The organism is Zhongshania aliphaticivorans (assembly GCF_001586255.1).
Classification (GTDB): Bacteria; Pseudomonadota; Gammaproteobacteria; order Pseudomonadales; family Spongiibacteraceae; genus Spongiibacter; species Spongiibacter aliphaticivorans.
Map to the genome: position 1 here is coordinate 915,973 of NZ_CP014544.1, position 20,154 is coordinate 936,126.

Sequence of the window (20,154 nt, forward strand, 5' to 3'; positions counted from 1 at the left end):
AGGGTAGCGCGGTTTTGCTGTGGAATATTTTAGTTATAAGCACGCATCCAAATGTCGGGGGTGTGCGTAATACCAATTGCAGAAATATTATCTAACAATAACTAACGACAGTTAATTCATGCAAAGTTCACAGATTTTTAGTTAGTAAGTAAAAATGTTTGACACATTAGTTCGCTTATGAATAAATAGTATACATAATGTTAGCAAGAATATCGTCGACATAGAATCGACGAATTTTGAAGCAATTTAGAAAGACAATAATTGTTATGCAAGGGTGAATGATATGAAGAAAAGTGTTTTAGCTGTCGCGGTCGCGACACTGCCGCTATTGGCTACAGCGACGTACGCTCAAGACGGGAGTGGAACGAAAGCTAAGCGTAGCAACCGCTTGCTCGAAGAGGTAGTGGTTACGGCGCAGAAGCGGGAGGAGGACTCCCAAGATGTTCCTATTGCGATTCAGGCGTTTTCTGGTGATAAGCTCGATGCGTTCAATATTGAAGACACCGCCGACCTGCAGCGTATCACACCGGGATTAACCTTCACTTATACCTATGGCTACACACTGATTTACCTGCGCGGTGTTGGTAGTGATGCGTTCCTGCCCAATGCGGACCCCAGTGTGGCGACCTATATCGATGGCATAAACATTCCGGCTAGCCAGGGTAAGCAAGATACCTTAGGACCAGTAAAGCGGGTTGAAGTGCTTAAAGGTCCCCAGGGTACCTTGTTCGGCCGTAATGCCACGGCGGGCGCAATCAGCATTGTAACTGAAGATCCCCCAGTCGATGAGATTGTGGGTAATGTGAAGTACGCAACGGGCAATTACGGTAGCGAGGAGTACCAAGCGTATTTGGGATTGCCTATTTTTGACGGTCTCGGCGTCACCTTGGCAGCCTTCAAAGACGGTCACGAAAATTATGGCATGAACTACAATAACGGCGTTGAACAACCGATTCGTGAAGATTTCTCCGAAGGCGGCCGTGTCAAAATCAAATGGGATGCCGATGAGTTCTCGGCAACCTTAATTGGTTCTTATGTGAATCAATATAATGGTAACTCGCTTACTCAGGAAAACACGCGCCCATCATTGATATTGGGTGCGGGCGCGGATGTCGATGAGCCAGATCGCGAGACCCACACCAACTTTGAGGGTGGTAACGGCACTATTAACACCATGTTTGGTGCGATACTTGAGTGGCGCCCTGGTCCTGTTGATCTCAAATTCACCTATGCAGACCAGCTAGCTGACGTAGACTTTGGGCAGTACGACTACGATTCTACCGATGAAGATCGCTCCGGATTTTTTGTTTACGATCAGTATAACGACCAGCAAACTTATGAATTTCAGGTGCTGTCGAATTCAGAGACTCCAGGCTCAGATAGCTTTGAATGGGTTGCGGGCTATTATCGTTTAGAGGCTGAGGGTGGCTTTGGCCGCTTATTCTTTTTTGTTAATAATGGCTTCGCAACGGGATTTTTACCAAAGGCTTTGGGTGGCTTGTTAGCTGATCAGCCAAAAGTAACGCTTGAGTCAGGCGGAATACTTAATACTGAGTCTGACGCTGTATACTTCCAGGGTACTTATAGCATTAGTGAAGATTGGAAGCTGACCTTGGGTGCACGCTATCAAGAGGAAACACGGGAAATTAGTAAAACTAATTTGTACTTGGTCGACACTTTGTCTCCTGGTATGGATCAGTCCTATTATGAGGGCGATGATTACTCGCGGAATACGCTTATTTCAGAATTTGGTGGTGAGCCACTAGAAGAAGACACCTTTTCACCAAAGATATCTCTGCAGTGGTTTCCTGATGAAACAACGCAGATTTATACTTCGATACAGCGCGGCTACAAAAGCCCAACCTACAACATTGTTAACTTCTTTGGCGACCCTGACGCAGTTGAAGGTGAAGAGGCAACCGCGATTGAATTGGGCTTCAAGTCTGAATGGCTAGATGGCACATTGCAGCTCAACGGCGCAATCTATGCATCTGAAACCAAGAACCTGCTTACCGGTATTGTGTCATTCACCTCTGGTGCAATTGTACGTTATGCCAACGCTGGCGCTGCAGAGGCGAAGGGTGTTGAGATGGACATGCAATGGCAGCCGATGCCAAACTGGAACCCAGGCTTAGCAATTACCGGTGGTGCTTCTTACGTAAACTCTGAGTTCACCGATTATGAAAATGGTGAGGGCTTCGACGATACCACGGGCTTGTACTTTGGACCCGGTGGTTTAGAGGATATTCCGCTCGGCTTGTTGGGAATTGAACTGCCGATTTCCACTGGTGGTGTAATCAATGGCCCGCGCGATTTCACTGGCAACCAAGTGCCTCGTGCACCGAAGCTGACTTCGTCTGTATCTGTTAACCAATATATCGATATTGGCGATTTTGGTGGGCTTGAGTTGGCAGTAGACTACTCTTATAAAAGTGAGTATTTCACAACGCCGCAGAACTCACCGTTCTATGTACAGGATCAGTATGAGATATGGTCTCTACGTACCAGCTACTTCTACGACCCTTGGGGCTTACAGTTAACGGCATTTGTTGATAATGCTAAAGACAAGGATTACTACGCTTCTATTTTGCAGCAAGACTTTGGTCGCTCGGTTACTTTGGCACCGCCACGGCTTTATGGTCTGAAAATTAAGTGGGATTTTGATACTTTCTTAAACTAAGTCGATTTCTTCCAGCAAGTTTTAACCGCCCAATTGGGCGGTTTTTTTTTAATAGCGTGGTGTGTTTATGAAATATCAATCTGTATACCGAGATGGTCTGTTCAAGAATCAGGTCATTATTATCACTGGCGGTGGTAGCGGCATTGGTCGCTGTACCGCGCATGAGCTTGCTTCGCTCGGTGCGACCGTGGCAATTATGGGCCGTACCCGAGAGAAGCTGGAAATTGTTCAACAGGAAATTATTGCTGACGGCGGCTTATGCGCGATATACCCCGGCGATATTCGCAATGAGGAACAGGTCATTGCTGTGATCGAAGCGGTACTAGCAGACCACAAACGCATAGACGGACTGGTAAATAATGCTGGCGGTCAGTATCGACAGCCGATAAGTGAGATTAGCAGCAAGGGCTTTGAAGCCGTGGTGCGCCTTAATTTGTTCGGTGGATTTATGATGATGCGCGAAGTCTACAATCGTTGGATGGCAAAAAACGGTGGAAGCATTGTCAATATTATTGCTGATATCTGGAATGGCTGGCCAAACTATGCCCACTCGGGTGCATCGCGAGGCGGTATGCTCACGCTGTCAGAGAGTGCGGCCTCGGAATGGGCGCCCGCTGGAGTGAGGGTAAATTGTGTTGCTCCAGGTGGCATTGCGAGTAGCGGCTTCGATACTTATGAGCCGGCGGCACAAGCGGAGATTCTAAAATTTCCTCAAGCGATTCCCTTGCAGCGCTACGGTAATGTTGCGGAAATTTCCGGCGCAATAACGTATTTGCTTTCGCCGGTGGCGGCGTATATCACGGGTAGCTGCATTCGTGTTGATGGCGGCGCGCCAAACGCGCGCCTGTGCTGGAACCCGCCGACCGAACATAGCAACTCGCAAGCATACTCGGGCTTCCATCGCGACGAGGCGCCAAAGCTGTTAACCGAAGGAATCAAGGCCGAGTCGAGTCGAGGCTGAATACATTGCTGGTGCGTATGGAGTGCGGTTGATAGGCGCGCTTAAGGATTTTAAGCGCGCATAGTTGTGAGTTTCCGCCCTTGTATGCGCGTTTTAGCAACGAAGGGCGATTTGCTCACTCAGCCAATGCGATCCAGAAAGGTGCGGCGAGCGGCCTCATATTCACGGCTGAGGCGGGCAACCAATTCAGCCGTTGGTACTATGTTTTTAACCGCATTAATACCTTGTCCGCAGCCCCAGATATCCTTCCAAGTATTAAAACTCTGGCTGGTTTCGCTTACATCAATGGCTTTGTCGGCATCGCGTTTTAGTGATTTTGGATCTAGCCCTGCGCGCTCTACGGAGCCGACTAAAAAGTTGGCGGGTACGCCGCTGAAGGCGTCGGTGGTGATGATGTCTTTGGCGCTACCGTCAACGATCATGGCCTTGTAGTCGGCGACGGCATTGGCTTCTTTGGTAGCTATAAACGGCGAGCCAATATAAGCGAAGTCTGCGCCGGTGGCCAAGGCTGCCAGAATATTTTGGCCGGTGGCAATGCAGCCAGAGAGGGCGAGTGGTCCGTCCCACCACTCTCGTATTTCGGATACCAAGGCAAAGGGTGAAATATTGCCGGTGTGGCCACCTGCACCTGCGGCAACGGCAATAAGACCATCAACCCCGCCTTCAACCGATTTTTTGGCTTGGCGATTAGAAATAATATCGTTGAGCACAATACCACCGTAGCTGTGCACCACCTCGCAGATTTGTGGCGCGACATAGAGGCTCACAATCACAATAGGAATTTTATATTTTGCGATAATTTCCAGATCGCCCATTAAGCGGTCGTTGCTGGGGTGGGATATTTGGTTAATAGCAAAAGGCGCGGCTGGCTGATCTGGATTTTGGCGGTCGTATTCGGCTAACTCAGTTTGAATTTTGATAATCCAGTCTTCGAGTTGGCTTTGCGGGCGGGCATTTAGGGCGGGAATTGAGCCAATAATACCGGCCTTGCACTGGGCTATAACTAACTCCGGTGTCGAGGCGATAAACATTGGTGCGGCCATAACGGGTAGGCGCACATTTTTAGTGAGAATTTCGGGAAGAGCCATGGTCATATCCTCGTTAAATAGAGCGGCTGATTAAGTCTTTCATAATTTCTGAGGTGCCGCCGTATAGGCGCATTACCCGTGCGTCGCGCCATAAGCGGGCAATTTCGTACTCCTCAATATAGCCGTAGCCACCAAAGAGCTGTAGGCAGTCGTCTACCACTTTACAGCGCAGCTCGCTGTGCCAGAGTTTGGCGGCGGCGGCTTCGTGGGTGGCGAGTTTGCCGTCAACCAGCGCTTGTATACAGGCATCTAAGTGGGCCCAACCTACTTGTAAATTGGTTTTGAGGTTGGCCAAAACAAAGCGGGTGTTTTGAAAGTCGAATACCGCTTTGCCAAAGGCTTGCCGCTCTTTTACGTAGTCTACGGCAATATCGTAGGCGTGCTGTGCTGCGGCCTGGCAGGAGATGGCGATGGACAGGCGCTCCTGGGGTAGCTCTTTCATCATATAGATAAAGCCTTCGCCTTGTTTACCCAGCATATTCTCCTGGGGAATAAAGACGTCTTCAAAGAACAGCTCGGCGGTGTCAGATGAGCGGTTGCCGACCTTGTCGAGCTTGCGTCCTTTAATGAAGCCTGCTTGATCACAGCCGCAAACAAACAGTGAAATTGCCCGCGCACCGCTATCGTCACCTACCCGAGCGGCAATAACGGCCACGTCGGCATTTAGACCATTGGTGATAAAGGTTTTGGACCCGTTGAGTAAGAAGCCGCCCTCTACCGGGGTAGCCTTGGTGCGGATGTTTTTTAAATCGCTACCGGTGCTGGGTTCGCTCATGCAAATGGCGCCAATGGCCTCGCCGCTTGCCATTTTGGGTAGCCAGTGTTGTTTGACCGTCTCACTGCCGTAGTTATTAATATAGTGGGCGACAATATCATTGTGTACCCCAAATGCCGGGCCGGTGGTGCCGGCGAGGGCCGTTTCCTCTAGCAGAATGGCATTGAATTTAAAGTCTAGTCCGCCGCCACCGTAGGTCTCTGGGATATCTGGCAGTAACATGCCGTTATTACCGCAGGCGCGCCAGAATTCGCGGCTGACAATACCTTTGGTTTCCCACTCCTCTACGTAGGGGGTAAGCTCCTGAGCGTACATTTTTTTGACGCTCTCGCGAAACATTGCGTGGTCTTCGGTATAGATGGCGCGCTCTATCATGAGGTTGATCCTGTGGTCTTAATTTGACGCAAAGATTGACAAAGTTTAAATATTCCGTCTAATGATATTTATTCTATATTATTCGAAAAGGGAATACCTTTGAATCCAAATAAACTGCGTCATATTGTGGCGGTAGATCGCTGCGGATCATTAACCGCAGCGGCAAAGCAGGTTCACATTACGCAATCGGCCCTGACTAAAAACATTGCCGACATTGAAGCTGAGGTCGGTTTTGCCTTATTTGAACGCTACGCCCGTGGCATGCACGCCACGTCTCAGGGGCGAAGCTTTATTGATCGCGCAGCGCGCATTGTGGCCGACCTAGATCAGTTGACAACCGATGCCAAGTTGGGACGCCAGCTAAGTAGTTCGCGGATACGTGTGGGAGTTTGTCCGCCGTCCTTGGTGTCGCTGTTAAACACCGCGCTAACGCAAATGCTAATGGCTCACCCCGATGTCAGAATTGAACAAACCGCAGGTTGGATTGAGCAGAGCATTCACCATTTAGTAAACCGCGATATTGATTTATTAGTTGGTCCGGCGCCGGCAATTAGCTTGCACAAATCTCAATTTACCATCCATCCGCTGCCGCCACTGGAAATCTGTTTTTTTGTACGTAAGGCCCACCCTTTGGGTGACCGAAAAAAGATAAATATAGGCGAGTTAAATCAGTTTCCGATGGCGCTGGCAGACCGCAGTGTGGCAACCGCGGAGCTGATTAATCAACTGTTTGGTGCGCCGGTTATTCCGCCAGAAAAACAGTTGCATATCATTGGTCATTTTTCAGCTGCCTGCAAAATTGTCGCCAACAGCGATACCATTGGTACCGTGTCAGCCTCATATAAAGACAATGAGGCCTTTCTTGATGAGTTTTCGTTTTTAAATATTGTCGAAAAAGTGGAGCCCGTGCCCTTGGCGGCAGCTTATAGCACTAAATTTTTGCCAAGTGAGCCAATGAAAACCCTAGTAAGAATGCTTGAGTCCTAGGCATTGGTATAAGCTTATGGGCTGAGCTCTGCTTGTAATATGTGTAAAACATACCGCTCGGAACTTTTTGGATTAAATGATCGCTAGCGAACTTTACTTTTGCAAACTAATAGCTATACTAGGTATTCAAGTGGTTCTGGTAGTTCACATTTTTCTTGAGGTGAAAGCAGGGCGTAACTATCTAGGAGTTATCGGTGCTTAAGAGTCAATCTATGAAGAACATAACTGTAACTGCAGATTCGAGTGGCGTTATGGTGGCGACTCTAGATATGCCGGGGCGGCCCTTCAATGTATTTTCTGAAGCGATGATGGCTGATCTTGCCGCCTTAATTGAGTTGATCGAAAAGGCTGTTGCAGCGGGTCAGCCGCCTGCCGGATTGGTCATCACGTCCGGTAAATCGAGTTTTGTTGCGGGCGCCGATTTAGCCATGATCCAAGATTTTGGCGCCATGCGGTTTTCTGCCACGTGGCAAGAAATGCGTGATCGCTATAGTTATCTAGGCAAATTATTCCGCCGTTTAGAAAAGTTGCCGGTGCCCACTGTTGCTGCGGTAAATGGTCTCGCCCTCGGTGGTGGCTTAGAGTTGGCGATGGCCTGCCATGGCCGGGTGTGTATTGATGCGCCCTATGTCCAGCTCGGACTCCCCGAAGTCTTGCTTGGCCTTTTGCCTGGCGCGGGTGGCACCCAGCGTTTACCTCGCTATGTTGGTCTTGAACTCAGCACTAAAATGTTGCTGGATGGCAAGCCGCTGTCTGCGGCGCAAGCTAAAGCAAGCGGTTTAGTAGACCGCCTTGCCTCAGCAGAAAATCTTGTGGCTACCGCCAGCGAAATGGTACTGAGCATGAACGCTGGTGCGCGCTGGGATTCGCCAGAATATCGTATGGCCACCGATGTCGCTGTGGCAACGACAGATACTGGTTTTCGGCACTGGGCTTGCCAAGTGGCCGGCATCAGCGACCGCGATGCCAAGCTCTATCCAGCAGTCGATGCCATTATCAATTGCCTCGTTGGCGGCTACACAAAACCAATTGATACAGCCTGTGATGTTGAGTGGGATATCTTTGTCGATTTAATGAGTAATCCGGTGTCGTCAAATATGGTGACGAGCTGCTTTTTATCAAAGACCGCAGCGACTAAGCAGTCGTTAGTGGGTTTACCCGCTGTTTCAGCTCCGACGAGTTTTGTTCTCTTGGGAGACCTCGATTTAGGTAAAAATCCGTTTAGAAAAATGGCCCAGCAAGCGGAAGCAGATTTTTATATAGCCGCCGCGAGCAGTGATGATGGTCGCGCAGATTTATTGGTTCACCAGCTTGGCTCAGCCCCAAGCGGTGCGGGCGCAAAGCCGGTGCTGCGACTGGCGAATAACTTTGCCCGCAGTGAAGTTGTTGAATTGGCGGCGGCTGAATCGGCGGAGTCTAATGCGCGTGCCATGGCGGTATTGCAACGCAGTGCAAAGGCTATTGTATTGAGCCGTAGTGCCCAGAGCGTGAATGAAGTGCTACTTACCGCTATGCGCGCGGCATATGCAAACGCGGGTGTTTCCGCACAGAATTTTTATACCCAGTGTGAGGCGGTCGGTTTGGAGTCTTTGGCACGAATAGCGATCGACGACCTCGCAGTGCCAGCTCAAAATACCCAAGTGCCAAATAAAGAACTTGGCCTACCCTTGTTGCTTGGCTTGTCAGTTGCTGTTTACGACTGGCTAACAAGCCAGTTGAGCGATGATGACAGCGCTAATGACGCTCTACTGGCGGGCGTGGATTTACTGGCTATTTACGGCGTTGGCTTTCCTAAATGGACGGGTGGTCCGCTGTCTTGCCTGAGTATGTTCCAGCGCGGCGAATTGGCGTATAGCGGCTCACAAGAATTAATAGCTCAACTGCAATGGCAGTTTAAAAATGAGTTGGGCTACAAGCTAAGCGCAGCCTAATTTAAGTAAAATTTTTTAGCTATATAGTACTCAAGCGAAAATTACGATTGTGAAGTAAATAAATTGGTGGTTCATAATGATAGAAAGAACGCTCTTTAACGAAGAACATAATATGTTTCGGGAATCGGTTCGGCGGTTTATTGAGAAGGAAATCGCCCCCTATCACGAACAATGGGAAAAAGACGGTGTTGTGCCCCGTGAACTTTGGCTAAAAGCGGGTGAAGCGGGCATGCTCTGCTGCACCATCGCGGAAGAGTATGGCGGCTTAGGTGCCGATTACCTCTACGACGTAGTGGTATTTGAAGAATTGTTCCGCTCCGGTTACTCCGGCCCAGGATTTTTGATTCACACCGATTTGGTTGCTACGTATATCAATTCATTTGGTACCGAAGAGCAGAAAAAACGTATTCTGCCGAAGATGGTATCCGGTGAATGGATCGGTTCTCTCGGTATGACAGAACCCCATGCGGGCAGCGATCTAAAAAATATTCGTACCAAAGCGGTTCGCGATGGTGATGACTTCATCATCAATGGTCAGAAAGTCTTTATTTCTAACGGCCAGAACTGCGATATTTTAGTGTGCGCAACCAAGACCGATTCTGCTGCTGGCGCCAACGGCGTTACTTTGTTCATTGTTGAAGGCGACATGAAAGGCTTTGTGCGCGGTAAAAACCTCGACAAACTGGGCATGAAAGCGCAGGACACCTCAGAACTGTTTTTTGAAGACGTTCGCGTACCCGCCACCAATATGCTTGGTGAAGAGGGTAAGGGTTTCAAAATCATGATGCAGAAACTCGCCCAAGAGCGTCTTGCCCAAACGATTCGCAGTGCGACGGTCACCGAGACTGTTATCGAGTGGACCAGAGACTACGTGTCTCAACGTGAAGCCTTTGGCCAGACTATTGCCGACTTCCAAAACACCCAGTTTAAACTGGCCGAGCTGTACGCCGAAGCAGTGGTTGGTCGGGTGTTTACCGATAAGTGCATTGAATTATTTATTGCTGGCAAGCTGGATTCCGTAACGGCCGCAATCGCCAAAATGCAGTTGAGTAACTTGCACTGCAAAGCAGTAGATGAGTGTTTGCAGCTGTTTGGCGGCTGGGGCTATATGTGGGAATACCCCATTTGTCGCGCTTATGCCGATGCTCGTATTGTCAAAATTGCCGGTGGCTCCATCGAGATAATGAAAACGATTATTTCAAAGGAAATATTTAAAAAGTGATCTAAACTTCGACTAGAGAGCCTCGATATTGCATCGAGGCTTTTTTAGTGTGGTATTAAAATAAAGCACTAAAATAAGAGGTTATTAGCATGTTTGATTATGCGCGTTACTACTTTTCTCCATTGATTCAGTTGCTTACCGCTGTGTCGATCATCGTTGGCGGACCGTGGGTGTGGTTCGGAATAATAACGTTGCCGGCACTGGCCTTAGCCGACTATTTACTACCTATTGACCTTAAAGAGCGTCATATTAATAACCGAACCTTGGCAAATATTCCGATTTGGATCAGCTCGGTGGCGGGACCATGCTTATTATTTGTACTGGCATGGAAAATTGGTGGTGGCACACTTAGCACTGCCGAGCTCCTTGGTGCTACTTTGTCGGTAACTTGGCTGTCGGTTATTGTGGTGGTGCCAGCCGCCCATGAGTTGTATCACCAGCGCGGTGTAATGCGTCAGTTTGTCGGGACCTATTGTCAGGTTGTATACCTTGATTGCACGCGGAATATCGCGCATATGTCGGGTCACCACTTAGATGTTGGTACACCGCTAGACAGTGATACCGCCGCACGGGGTGAGTCGCTGTACACATTTGCATTGCCCGCGGTATACCACAGTACAATTTGCGCGTTTCGCTTAGAAAGCGACGCGCTTGAAAAACGCGGTATGGGTCGATATTCGCTTAAACACCGCATGTGGCCTGCCATTATTGCCCAGCTTGCTTTCCAGGGAATTATATTCGCGATTGGTGGCCCGGTGGCCTTGGTGTGCGGTATTGCCTCGGTTTTGGTTGCGCGCCTTTGGGTAGAGACCTTTAACTTCTTCCAGCATTTTGGTCAGGTTCGGGTGCCTGGTAAACCGATTGGTCGCCGCCATGTTTGGAATCACCTTGGGCCAATGACTCGTGTAATCGCCTTTGAGATCACCAATCACGCGGATCACCACCTCAATGCCTATACGCCGTATTACAAGCTTAAGCCTGATACGACAGCAATCAAAATGCCTAATGTCTTCATCTGCTTCTTGAGCGCCTTAATTCCGCCGGTATGGAATAATGTCATTGCCAAACCTGCACTAAAGCGTTGGGACTTGGAGTTGGCAAGCAGCGAAGAACGCGTCTTAGCTAAAGCGCAAAACGAGCGCGCTGGCTGGCCAGATTGGTTTGGTGATGAGCAAGAGGTCAAGGCTGCTGCTTAAGTGTAGTAGCCTTACTTAAGAGACAGACCATATTATTTTGCCGACGCTAGCGTCGGCATTTTTTTGTTTTATCGATTGCCTGAAATATTGGTGCAAATATTCATCTGCCACTTAGTTTAACTGTAAGCCAGTGTCTCTTCTAAGCGCGCGCGTTCTGCAATCCGTCTGGCATCGCTAACCGATGCCAGTACTCGGAGGTTGGCGGTAAGGTGGCGCAGTTCATTTAGCCATTGTTGACGCCGTTCAACGACATCCGCTGAGGCTTCAAGCAAGTTTAGGCTTTCGGCGATTTTGATGGCGTTTTCAAAGTACACCGACGACACCGATTCTTCGCAGTGAATACGTTGCTGCAATACCCGTTGTTTTCCCAGTGTGAGCGCGCGCTCTATGAGTGCTTTGGGCTCGCTGTTACGCATGGCCGCTTCCATGCGCAGGGTGCGGGCAATGAGTAAATAGGCTTCTATAAACGAACGTAGTGTGCCGTGACCAATGAGTGGCTCAAACTGTTTAATCATTTCCTGAGCACCAATTTCGCCGGTGCTAATGAGGCTTTGCCACTGCGGTAGACGCAGGCTCATTTCCTGTTCTAAGGTTTGGATGAAATCCTCGCTGCCCTGAAAGAAAAATTCGTATTTTAACAGCTCGCGTATTCGTAGCGCTTCGTGATGGAACTCTGCCATGGCGGCGTCGCCGTCACTGCGCACGCCGAGTAGGGCGAGTTCGGCAATGGCGCTCGTGGTAAGGAAGTGCAGTATACCGTTGCGATAGAACGCGGCCTTGCGGCCGCTGTCGTGGGGAATCATATAGACCGACTCAATGCCGTCGTTAACGATGTTAATGACGCCGGTTTCACCGAGTTGCTGCAAATAGATCCGTAGTGTGGCCTCACTAAAGTGTTCGACTTCGTTGCTAACCTTGAAATTAAGCAATTTTGATAGTGTGAGTAAGGACGCTATGCCGTCGCTGAGTTCTTTGAAGTTAATGGCCCTGTGGCCGTTTTCAAGCAACACGTAGCAAATTAGCCCGTTTACGGTGACCGGCGTTGCTAGGTTTACGTCAACGGCGAGGTCAAATGCTAATTTTTGAACGGCGCGGGGTTCTACTACGGGATTAGATTTGTCGATATAACGGCTGATGGGAACGCCTTCGCCAAAACTGACGTGGATTTTGCCGTGGGGGTTTTTTAGGCCACTGATGTATTCCATAAACCACGAGGCTGATTCCGGCCGTTTACTGCCGCCGCCTTGGAGGGCATCGTAATCAGCGATCTCCGGTACTTGGTCGTAGCAAATGGATATGGGCATCATGACCAGATCTTGCGCATCGTCTCGAGCATAGGCGCTGGCCACGTAGTTAATTAGGCCGTAGCGTGGTGGCATTAGTTTGCCAATGCGCGAGCGGGTGCCTTCCAGTGCCCACATAACGGGGAAGCGCTTCTCGCCCAAGTAGTCGATGTAATTTTTGAATACCGCCTTGTAGGTTTCGTCATTGCTGAAACTGCGCCGAATAAAAATAGCACCTGAGCTGCGCAATAATTTGCCGAGGCCCGGCAGGCTCATATTTATGCCACCAAAAATATGCGCCGGTGGCAAATTGTACTTATGAAATAGCCAGATCAGTAAAAATCCGTCGATATGGGATTTATGGGTAAACAAAAAGGCGACGGGCTTTTCTTTGAGCAGTTTACGGATGCGCTCAATCTCGTGCTCGTCAATATCGATGTCGGGGTCAAAGCCTCGCGTCGACATAAACTTGCCTAATGCGGCGGCGAGGTCATTGCCCATTGGTGTGGGCGTCGCGGCCATCTCGGTAAGGCATTGGCGAGCGTATTTCTCGAGGTTGGCGAGGGGCTTGCCACTTTGCTTTTGAATGGTGGCTAGCGCTGCGCGCATCGCCGGGCGCGTTAGCACTTCATCGTTAATCAGGTGCGGAATGCGATACCGCGCGCCGCTGACATTGCGTTGGGCTTTTTCGAGAGATAATAAGGCGGAACGCTCAATGAACGCGCTCAGGTTTGTGTACTGAAACCCTTGCTCCTGCTTTTTGGCAAACTCAGATTGGAGGCTTGATAATGTCGCGCCCAAGCCCACCACCACACTGTTGTCCAAGCCGCCGGTGAGACTGGACAGAAACTGATGCAGGCGATTTGGGTTGGTGGTGCGTCCAGCTATAAAATCGATCAACTCTAAGCTTTCGTTCTGCTTATCTTTTGGCTCCCAGTTGAGGCGAATGGGCACTAAAAAGCAGTCTGTGTGTTTGCTTAGCGTTTGGCACAGATCACCTTTACGCAGTGAATGTAGAGCCGTATTGCGCAAGGGGCGATACACCACTTCATACTTACTACCAGAGGGCTGAAATTTCGTGATGTAGCTACTTATCAATTTCATCTCGCGCTTATTGCTGCAGTCTGCGATGAAAACGATAGTTTGCTTTATACCTGTTGGCCAAGGATTTTTATTGGTTTCTGTCATGCAGTTTATTCCTATAAATTACATTAGTGACTGCTTAGGCGTTTGTTAAGCCACTCGGCAATATCGGCGTAAATTTCGTATTTGCATGCCTCATGAAAAATTTCGTGGTAGAGCTTGGGGTATATCACTATTTTTTTGTCGGTCGATGCAATGGTGTCGTAAAGCATTTGCGAGCCTTTGGGGTGGGCGAGTGCATCTTGTTCGCCGTGCAAAAGTAGCATCGGGGTATTGATTGACTTGGCGCCGGCCATTGCCTGGACGCTACCTGCCAATATTTCAACTATTAAATTTGCTGTGCCTCTGCCACTGAGCACTAATGGATCTTCGCGGTATTCAGCAACCACCTCGGGCACGCTGCATACCAAACTTGGGTCTACGGCAAAAACCGGCAGACGGGGAAATACCGCTGCTATTGTTTTTAAAATGCGCTTTAGCAGTGGGCCAACGGCTTCATCGGTGGCCAGTGCGGGGCCAGACAGCACGCAGGCATCAATGAGCTCCGGGTTTTGAATAAGTACATTGGTGGCGATGACACCACCCATACTGTGGCCAATCATAAAGCAGGGAAGCTCCGGCGCAGTGGCGCGGACGCGTTGAATAAACTCCACGGTAGTGTCGATAAACATTGAAAAATTATCGATATGGCCTTTTTTGCCATCAGACAAACCATGTCCAGGATGGTCGAGAGCATAGCAGTTATAGCCGCTATTATTCAGGGTTTCTGCCAGCGCCTGATAGCGAGCGCCGTGTTCACCAAGGCCGTGCACAATAACAACGTGGGCCTTAGCCTGAGAGACAGACCAACTGCGAGTATGTATGTTTAGCCCATTGGCGTTGGTAAAGCTTTCTACATGAACTGGCATAGTAAAATAACTCTTTTTAGGCGTATTTAATGGCGGTGAGGATACAGTATTTGAGCATCGATTTTTTTCAATAGCTGATCTAACAAACGGCTGATATGGGTTTGGATGCGAATGCGTTCAATATGTGGCCAGCTCGCCTGCTCTCCGGCGTTGATCAGGGCCAGTGCCTCTTCATTACTTCGCCCCGCTAATAAGCTAATAGGATTGTGTAAGCGGCTCGGTGGCAGAATATTGATGTCGCCGGTGTAGGTTTGGGAGAGTACTTGGCCCAATATCGTCGCCGCACTATTGAATGTCGACTGGCTGGCGCCGGGATGACTGATTAGCTTATTGCCGGCTAATAGCCACTCCCGCGTGGTGTTTTTAAACGCGCGCTTGATAACGCCTGCACCGACCGAGGATTTTTCCCCGTGAATAAAGGGCAGTGCCGCAGGATTGGTTTGGCTAACAATAAAATGGTTAACACCGTATAAACGCGCAATGCGTTTTATGGGCATATCGTCTGAAATTGAGCCATCCATCCATTTTCGGTCTTCAAGGTAGGGACGAATATTGCCGTGTTCATCTTTTGCTCTGAGGGCGACGGCGGGGAAAAATCCGGGAAATGCGGACGAGGCCATTACCGCGTCGCGCACCAAGACATTTGGCGAGGCAATGGCGTTGAGTAACCTAGAGGATTGGTGCTTTTCTACCGGTGCAACGGATATGTTCAGTTTATAGCCGGTGAGCTGGTAGGCTTCTTCAAAGGTAATTTCCGGGATTAGACGGGCGTACAGCTCTTTAACGGCGCTGAGCGGAATTGCCTGCTTACGCAATAAGCCAAAACCAGGCAGGGCGCGGCTGTTTTGTTCCACTTCAAAGCGAATGTACTCTGGGTCAAATATTTTTTGGAGTTCTTGTTGCGAATGAGTGGCAACCAAAGAGCTTATTAACGCGCCGCCGCTGGAGCCGCAGATGATTTTAGGTAAAAGATCCTGTTCCCAGAGCGATTTTACAACGCCAAGATGAAAGTAGAACAGGGTGCCTGAACCGCTTAACATGAGTGCTGATCGGCCAAAACAATGGCTGGCGCGCTGAAAAAAATCGGCTTTTTGCGCCAGGCTAATATTGGTGACGTCGTCGCTGGCTAAGTAGGACAGTGCTTCGCCGACTTCGGTGGTGTATTCGTCTATTAAAAATTTGGTGCCAAAGGCGGCGCGTTTGTACAGTAGGGCATTACCCATGCCGGCCATATTGCCGTGAATTCCCTCATTAAGTGCAAATAGTAAGCCTTTACTATCGCCGCTAGCGCGCTTTTCACTGATTTTGGTGAGTCGATTTCGTATTGAGCGGTAATCGTACAGACGACTGCTTTCCGCTTGCCGCCAAGCCAGCATGCCAGATTTGCGGTCGCGCTCGATTGCGGCTTCACGCCATTCATTGTAACTATTAGCTTGCGTCATAAGCGGTCCGTAATATGGGGCTAAGTGTCTTGCACTGGGGCGTTGCCATTACTTGCCGCTATTGAGTTTTTGCTGCAGCAGCGTGAATTCCTCCTGCAAACAGTTCACCATAAATGTGTCGTCTGGGAGGATTGCCTCGGTTGTGGTAATGCTAATATTGAGTGAGCCGTTGTAACTCATAACCACAAAGAATAGGCCCATGTTGTCGCCAAGGGGCACCATTCCGTATTGCTCTCGGCACTGTGCACCTTTTAAGAAAAGCGGGGCTGTTGGTCCGGGAACATTCGAAACCGCAAGATTGCATATTTTTCCGGTGACGCCGGAAGCGAGCAGTAGCTTGGTGAACGCGGCCATGCCGACGCTGGGCAGTTCCTGACTGAGATCGGTAACCATTCTGGCGGCTGTGCCGGTGCGGGCAGCTTTAGCCTCTTGGGTGGTGGCTACAATAAGCTGTAAGCGCTCAATTGGGTCACTGATTTGGCTGGCTAAGTTAATTGCCATCGCGCTAATATTATTGCCGTCGTCGGCTGCGTCGCCGGGGCGACGGGCGTTTATTGGCACCCAGGCCACGAGTGGAATATTGGGGAGTTCCTGATGGTGACTGAGGTAGCGGTTTAGCGCGCCGCTGCAAATGCCGAGAATAATATCGTTCAGCGTGGCCCCAGCGCATAGTCCACGCAAGAGCTTGATTTGGTCGAGTGGAAAGCTGTGAGTGACGAGTTTTTTCTCTGGGCTCACGGCTTGATTAAAGCGGGTTTTAGGTACCGGTGGCTTTTTTACGTGCGGCACAAGGTCTGTGTGAGTTTTTGTGCCACGCATAGACTTTAATTGGCTAATAATGCGATTGGCGGCCTTCACTGGCGACTGCAGGTAATTTTGCCGCGCTTTGCGCAGCAATTGCTGGCGACTCGGGTAGGGGTGCTGTTCTGGGACGTTGCCTACGTTTATGGGGCTTGTTGTTGGCTCGGGGTTGCTGTCGTGCAAACCAAGAAAAAGCTGCATTGCCGCGGTGCCGTCAATGGCGGCGTGGTGAAGCTTAATTAGTAGCGCGAAACTGCCGACGGCTAAGTTGTCAATATTGTCTAGGCCAGTGACGATCTGCGCTTCCCACGGTGGCCGCCGCAGATCTAAGGGGCGGGAGTGGAAGTTGGCTGCGGCTTTGTTTAGTGCCGTGCGGTCGCCGGGTGCCGCTGCATTGACGCGGCTGAGGTGATTTTCAAATTGGAAGTGTGGATCTTTTTCCCAGTAGGGGTAATCAAGATTCATTGCGACCGATTTAATTCTATGGGTAAAAATGGTGCTTAGCGGAAGTCGCTTTTGTAATTGGCTGCTTATCGCGGCGAGGGGGTCGTACTCAACTTGTGCCTGAACGGGTGTTTCGGGCGGCGTGTAAACACATATCATGGTGACGTTAGACAGATTGTTTTCAGTTTCCATATAGAGAAACTGAGCGTCCTGAGGCTTGAGCTGCTTCATGTTGTCACCTTCCTTTTACGTGGCGCCTTTTTTGCGGCGGTTTGCGTCGCTGGGGTGCTGGCTTCAGGTGATGCAAAACCCAGTGCCTGTAAATACTGCTGCCGAACATCGGCAATATGGCTATTCAGGTTTTCTCGTTGCCAGTTGCTCGTATCGATCGGCGGCAAGATTTCTACGGTGACTTTGGCGGCGTGGAATAGCTTGTCACCTTTGGTCTGGATGTTAACGGAGTTGTGTATTACCACCGGCACGATATTGACCTTGGCATCTAAGGCGAGGTGGAAGGCACCCTTTTTAAATGGGCCTGGCATGCGCGACGTGCTGCGGGTGCCCTCTGGCGCCACTGCTACGCTGCGGCCTTCTTTAGTAATAGCGTCGACTAAAGGTGCCATGCTGGCGATAGCCGCTTTGCCGTCTTCGCGGTCGATGGGAATGACGCCAGCAAATTCATAGGCGTCCGACAGCAAGGGCTCGCGACCAAAGGCGCGCTTGCCAATCCCCGCGTAGTTCTCGCGCAGGAGTTTAAGAATAATAAAGCCGTCGGCGGCGCTTTGATGATTAAAAATGACGACGCTGGCAGGGTTGTCGCGTAAGTAGTGCTCGTTGATAAGCTCGATATCCATGCCGATCAATTTGCACACGCTGTCGGTGAAGTGCTTAAGCATGAATCCGCGCCCGCGCTTACGGTCGCCGTCTAGGCGCGCGATACCTAAGCCGCCGAGATAGCTGGTGACCAGCGACACATACACCGCAGCGGTGCCGCCTAATTCCCGCAGGCGCCAGCGCCGAGGTTTAAAGGCGACGCTGGGCCAGTCTTTGAAATCGGCGTGCTGCTTGAGACGGGCATTGGGGTTGACCGCAGTGGGGTGGCCGACGACGTCCAGCAGCGGTAGGTCTTCATCGCTGTCGGTATAGAAAAAGGCCTTTTCTAGCTGGCAGTTTAGCTGGCTGGCCAATTTCTCTGCCGCAAGGCGTTTGCCAAAACCCCAGCAAACCGGCATTGTCACGGCGCCAGTGAATATGCCTTCGGCAACAATATAGTGAGAGCTGGCAATGTGTTCAATTTGCAAATCTTGCGCCACTTGTCTTATTGCTTGCTCCGGTGCTGAGGAGGCTATGGCGACAACATGGCCACGCGCTCGGTGTGCGGCAATAAGTGCGCGTGCTTCTGGGTAAATTCGTTTGTTAATCTGTTTTTCGTAGACTTGCCTGCAAAGCTCATCAAAGCTTTGTACCGGGCTGCCTTTTAAAAACGATGCGCCAAGCTCCATTAGGCCGTGGTCGTCCATTAGCCCCGCTTGATGGTTTATTAGAGCAAGTACTACCCTTGCAAAATCTTGTGTGGTGATGTCGCCGCGCCGCAGTTGTTCGCGCAAAATAAATAGCGAGGAATAACCAGCAATGATGGTGCCGTCAAAGTCAAAGAGGGCCAGTGTGCCGGGCCCGGTGGGGGTTGTGTTGATTTCTGCTAACAAATCATCCGTTGTAGACACTGTTGGCATCCCTCGCGCGTTGCTTGCACTGCCCATTATTAAGCTGCTGCAAATTATGAGTTGTTACGTCGATTTGGGCTAGTATTTCATTGCTACCTCAGCGTTCGACTTAAGGTAGCATAGTGCCCCACGCCTGCGTGTTTGGTGCCCGTCTAAAGTGTGGCTTAGCTTATATTACAATTTTAATTAGTATGCAAAACAATAGCAAGCGTATTGTAAGGTTGCTAAGGCTGTGTCTATAATGAGAATCAGTGGCGACGAAATGCCGTGTCGCCGAAGATAAGGCCGCAATATGTGGTTACACAGTGTAGACAGTAATGGCGCCTACACTAGGCTCAGACGATAGAAGAGAGGTGTGTTTTGAAAGGCTTATCGGGAAAAATAGCGATTGTAACCGGTGGTGGTAGCGGTATTGGTGAAGCGATAGTACTTCGTTTGGCTGCAGAGGGCTGTCATGTCGCCCTATTTGATATTAATCCCGAGGCATCGGCAGCGGTGGCAGAAAAGTCCAAAGCGGCGGGTGCGGCTGGGTCTGTAGTGCCGTTTATGACGGATATTACTAATCTTGATGCAGTAGAAGCATCCGTCGCTAAGGTTGAAGCCGAATTAGGCCCAATTTGGCTGCTGGTTAACAATGCTGGTTGGGATAAGCCTGCGCCTTTCTTAACGACTGGCCCAGATTTGTGGCAAAAAATTATTAGCCTGAATTTGCTCGGCCCTATCAATCTGCACTCTGCCGTGTGTAAGCGGATGGTGGAGCGCAAAGGTGGTCGGGTGGTGAATGTGGCTTCCGATGCGGGCCGTGTTGGCACCAGCAATGAAGCGGTTTACTCCGCCTGTAAGGGCGGCACTATTGCGTTTACTAAGTCGATGGCCCGCGAACTGGCGCGCAGCAATATCCTTGTTAATGCGGTTTGCCCTGGTCCCACAGATACCCCAGCAATGGCGGCGGTTGTTGGCACGGGTGCCGAAGCTGAGAAATGGAAAGAGTCTATGGCCAGAGGCATTCCTCTGCGTCGCATGGCGCAACCAGAAGATTACCCCGGCATGATCGCCTTTTTAGGCAGCGACGACGCCGCCTATATGACCGGGCAAGCAATCTCCATTTCTGGTGGTTTAACCATGAGTTAATGCCGTTGAGCTCCGCCCCTGAAAAGGGGCGCTGCCAAGGTCTTTTAATTTAAGAGGAATACA

Annotated in this window: 14 protein-coding genes; 7 read left to right on the top strand and 7 right to left on the bottom strand. The window is 50.1% G+C overall.

Annotated elements, in window-relative coordinates; translation table 11 throughout:
- The first annotated feature begins 283 nt into the window (after positions 1-283).
- Positions 284-2,680, top strand: a complete 2,397-nt coding sequence (locus AZF00_RS04010) for a TonB-dependent receptor (RefSeq protein WP_008246107.1) — start codon at positions 284-286, stop codon at positions 2,678-2,680.
- 67 nt (positions 2,681-2,747) lie between these two features.
- Positions 2,748-3,641, top strand: coding sequence for an SDR family oxidoreductase (locus AZF00_RS04015; protein ID WP_008246108.1), 894 nt, complete (start codon positions 2,748-2,750; stop codon positions 3,639-3,641).
- A 119-nt stretch (positions 3,642-3,760) separates the two neighbouring features.
- Here AZF00_RS04015 and AZF00_RS04020 read toward each other — a convergent pair whose 3' ends face one another.
- Complete coding sequence (locus AZF00_RS04020; RefSeq protein WP_008246109.1) at positions 3,761-4,729, bottom strand: NAD(P)H-dependent flavin oxidoreductase; 969 nt, start codon at positions 4,727-4,729, stop codon at positions 3,761-3,763.
- Between the two features lie 13 nt (positions 4,730-4,742).
- Positions 4,743-5,879, bottom strand: coding sequence for an acyl-CoA dehydrogenase family protein (locus AZF00_RS04025; protein WP_008246110.1), 1,137 nt, complete (start codon positions 5,877-5,879; stop codon positions 4,743-4,745).
- A 99-nt stretch (positions 5,880-5,978) separates the two neighbouring features.
- Between AZF00_RS04025 and AZF00_RS04030 the strand changes: the two genes are divergently transcribed.
- The 4 genes from AZF00_RS04030 (at position 5,979) to AZF00_RS04045 (ending at position 11,215) form a co-directional block, all read left to right on the top strand.
- Entirely contained in the window at positions 5,979-6,866 is an 888-nt protein-coding gene (locus tag AZF00_RS04030) for a LysR family transcriptional regulator (RefSeq protein ID WP_008246111.1), read from the top strand.
- Positions 6,867-7,078: 212 nt separating this feature from the next.
- On the top strand, positions 7,079-8,797 hold the full coding sequence (locus tag AZF00_RS04035; RefSeq protein ID WP_008246112.1) for an enoyl-CoA hydratase-related protein: 1,719 nt from the start codon (positions 7,079-7,081) through the stop codon (positions 8,795-8,797).
- Between the two features lie 76 nt (positions 8,798-8,873).
- Positions 8,874-10,019 (top strand): acyl-CoA dehydrogenase family protein, encoded by a 1,146-nt coding sequence (locus tag AZF00_RS04040; protein ID WP_040802402.1) that lies wholly within the window; start codon positions 8,874-8,876, stop codon positions 10,017-10,019.
- Positions 10,020-10,108: 89 nt separating this feature from the next.
- Positions 10,109-11,215 carry an alkane 1-monooxygenase gene (locus tag AZF00_RS04045; protein ID WP_008246114.1) on the top strand — a complete coding sequence of 369 codons (1,107 nt, stop codon included), beginning with the start codon at positions 10,109-10,111 and terminating at the stop codon, positions 11,213-11,215.
- A 116-nt stretch (positions 11,216-11,331) separates the two neighbouring features.
- Here AZF00_RS04045 and AZF00_RS04050 read toward each other — a convergent pair whose 3' ends face one another.
- The 5 genes from AZF00_RS04050 to AZF00_RS04070 are packed head-to-tail and all read right to left on the bottom strand — an operon-like array spanning position 11,332 to position 18,960.
- Entirely contained in the window at positions 11,332-13,686 is a 2,355-nt protein-coding gene (locus AZF00_RS04050) for a 1-acyl-sn-glycerol-3-phosphate acyltransferase (protein WP_008246115.1), read from the bottom strand.
- Between the two features lie 23 nt (positions 13,687-13,709).
- Positions 13,710-14,549, bottom strand: coding sequence for an alpha/beta hydrolase (locus tag AZF00_RS04055; protein WP_008246124.1), 840 nt, complete (start codon positions 14,547-14,549; stop codon positions 13,710-13,712).
- A gap of 26 nt (positions 14,550-14,575) precedes the next feature.
- Positions 14,576-15,991: a DUF3336 domain-containing protein gene (locus AZF00_RS04060; protein WP_008246125.1), complete on the bottom strand. Its 1,416-nt coding sequence runs from the start codon at positions 15,989-15,991 to the stop codon at positions 14,576-14,578.
- A gap of 48 nt (positions 15,992-16,039) precedes the next feature.
- Positions 16,040-17,467 (bottom strand): wax ester/triacylglycerol synthase family O-acyltransferase, encoded by a 1,428-nt coding sequence (locus AZF00_RS04065; RefSeq protein ID WP_008246127.1) that lies wholly within the window; start codon positions 17,465-17,467, stop codon positions 16,040-16,042.
- Positions 17,464-18,960 (bottom strand): HAD-IB family hydrolase, encoded by a 1,497-nt coding sequence (locus AZF00_RS04070; protein ID WP_050985153.1) that lies wholly within the window; start codon positions 18,958-18,960, stop codon positions 17,464-17,466. Before AZF00_RS04070 ends, AZF00_RS04065 begins: the two co-directional genes overlap by 4 nt.
- 360 nt (positions 18,961-19,320) lie before the next feature.
- Here AZF00_RS04070 and AZF00_RS04075 point away from each other — a divergent pair, with 360 nt between their 5' ends.
- Positions 19,321-20,091 (top strand): SDR family NAD(P)-dependent oxidoreductase, encoded by a 771-nt coding sequence (locus tag AZF00_RS04075; RefSeq protein ID WP_008246131.1) that lies wholly within the window; start codon positions 19,321-19,323, stop codon positions 20,089-20,091.
- The last annotated feature ends 63 nt before the right edge of the window (positions 20,092-20,154 follow it).

What these genes read in the sequence shown, in the direction of transcription:
- AZF00_RS04010 (WP_008246107.1), top strand. Translation starts at nt 284, where the DNA reads ATGAAGAAAAGTGTTTTAGCTGTCGCGGTCGCGACACTGCCGCTATTG.
- AZF00_RS04015 (WP_008246108.1), top strand. Translation starts at nt 2,748, where the DNA reads ATGAAATATCAATCTGTATACCGAGATGGTCTGTTCAAGAATCAGGTC.
- AZF00_RS04020 (WP_008246109.1), bottom strand. Translation starts at nt 4,729, where the DNA reads ATGGCTCTTCCCGAAATTCTCACTAAAAATGTGCGCCTACCCGTTATG.
- AZF00_RS04025 (WP_008246110.1), bottom strand. Translation starts at nt 5,879, where the DNA reads ATGATAGAGCGCGCCATCTATACCGAAGACCACGCAATGTTTCGCGAG.
- AZF00_RS04035 (WP_008246112.1), top strand. Translation starts at nt 7,079, where the DNA reads ATGAAGAACATAACTGTAACTGCAGATTCGAGTGGCGTTATGGTGGCG.
- AZF00_RS04040 (WP_040802402.1), top strand. Translation starts at nt 8,874, where the DNA reads ATGATAGAAAGAACGCTCTTTAACGAAGAACATAATATGTTTCGGGAA.
- AZF00_RS04045 (WP_008246114.1), top strand. Translation starts at nt 10,109, where the DNA reads ATGTTTGATTATGCGCGTTACTACTTTTCTCCATTGATTCAGTTGCTT.
- AZF00_RS04050 (WP_008246115.1), bottom strand. Translation starts at nt 13,686, where the DNA reads ATGACAGAAACCAATAAAAATCCTTGGCCAACAGGTATAAAGCAAACT.
- AZF00_RS04055 (WP_008246124.1), bottom strand. Translation starts at nt 14,549, where the DNA reads ATGCCAGTTCATGTAGAAAGCTTTACCAACGCCAATGGGCTAAACATA.
- AZF00_RS04060 (WP_008246125.1), bottom strand. Translation starts at nt 15,991, where the DNA reads ATGACGCAAGCTAATAGTTACAATGAATGGCGTGAAGCCGCAATCGAG.
- AZF00_RS04065 (WP_008246127.1), bottom strand. Translation starts at nt 17,467, where the DNA reads ATGAAGCAGCTCAAGCCTCAGGACGCTCAGTTTCTCTATATGGAAACT.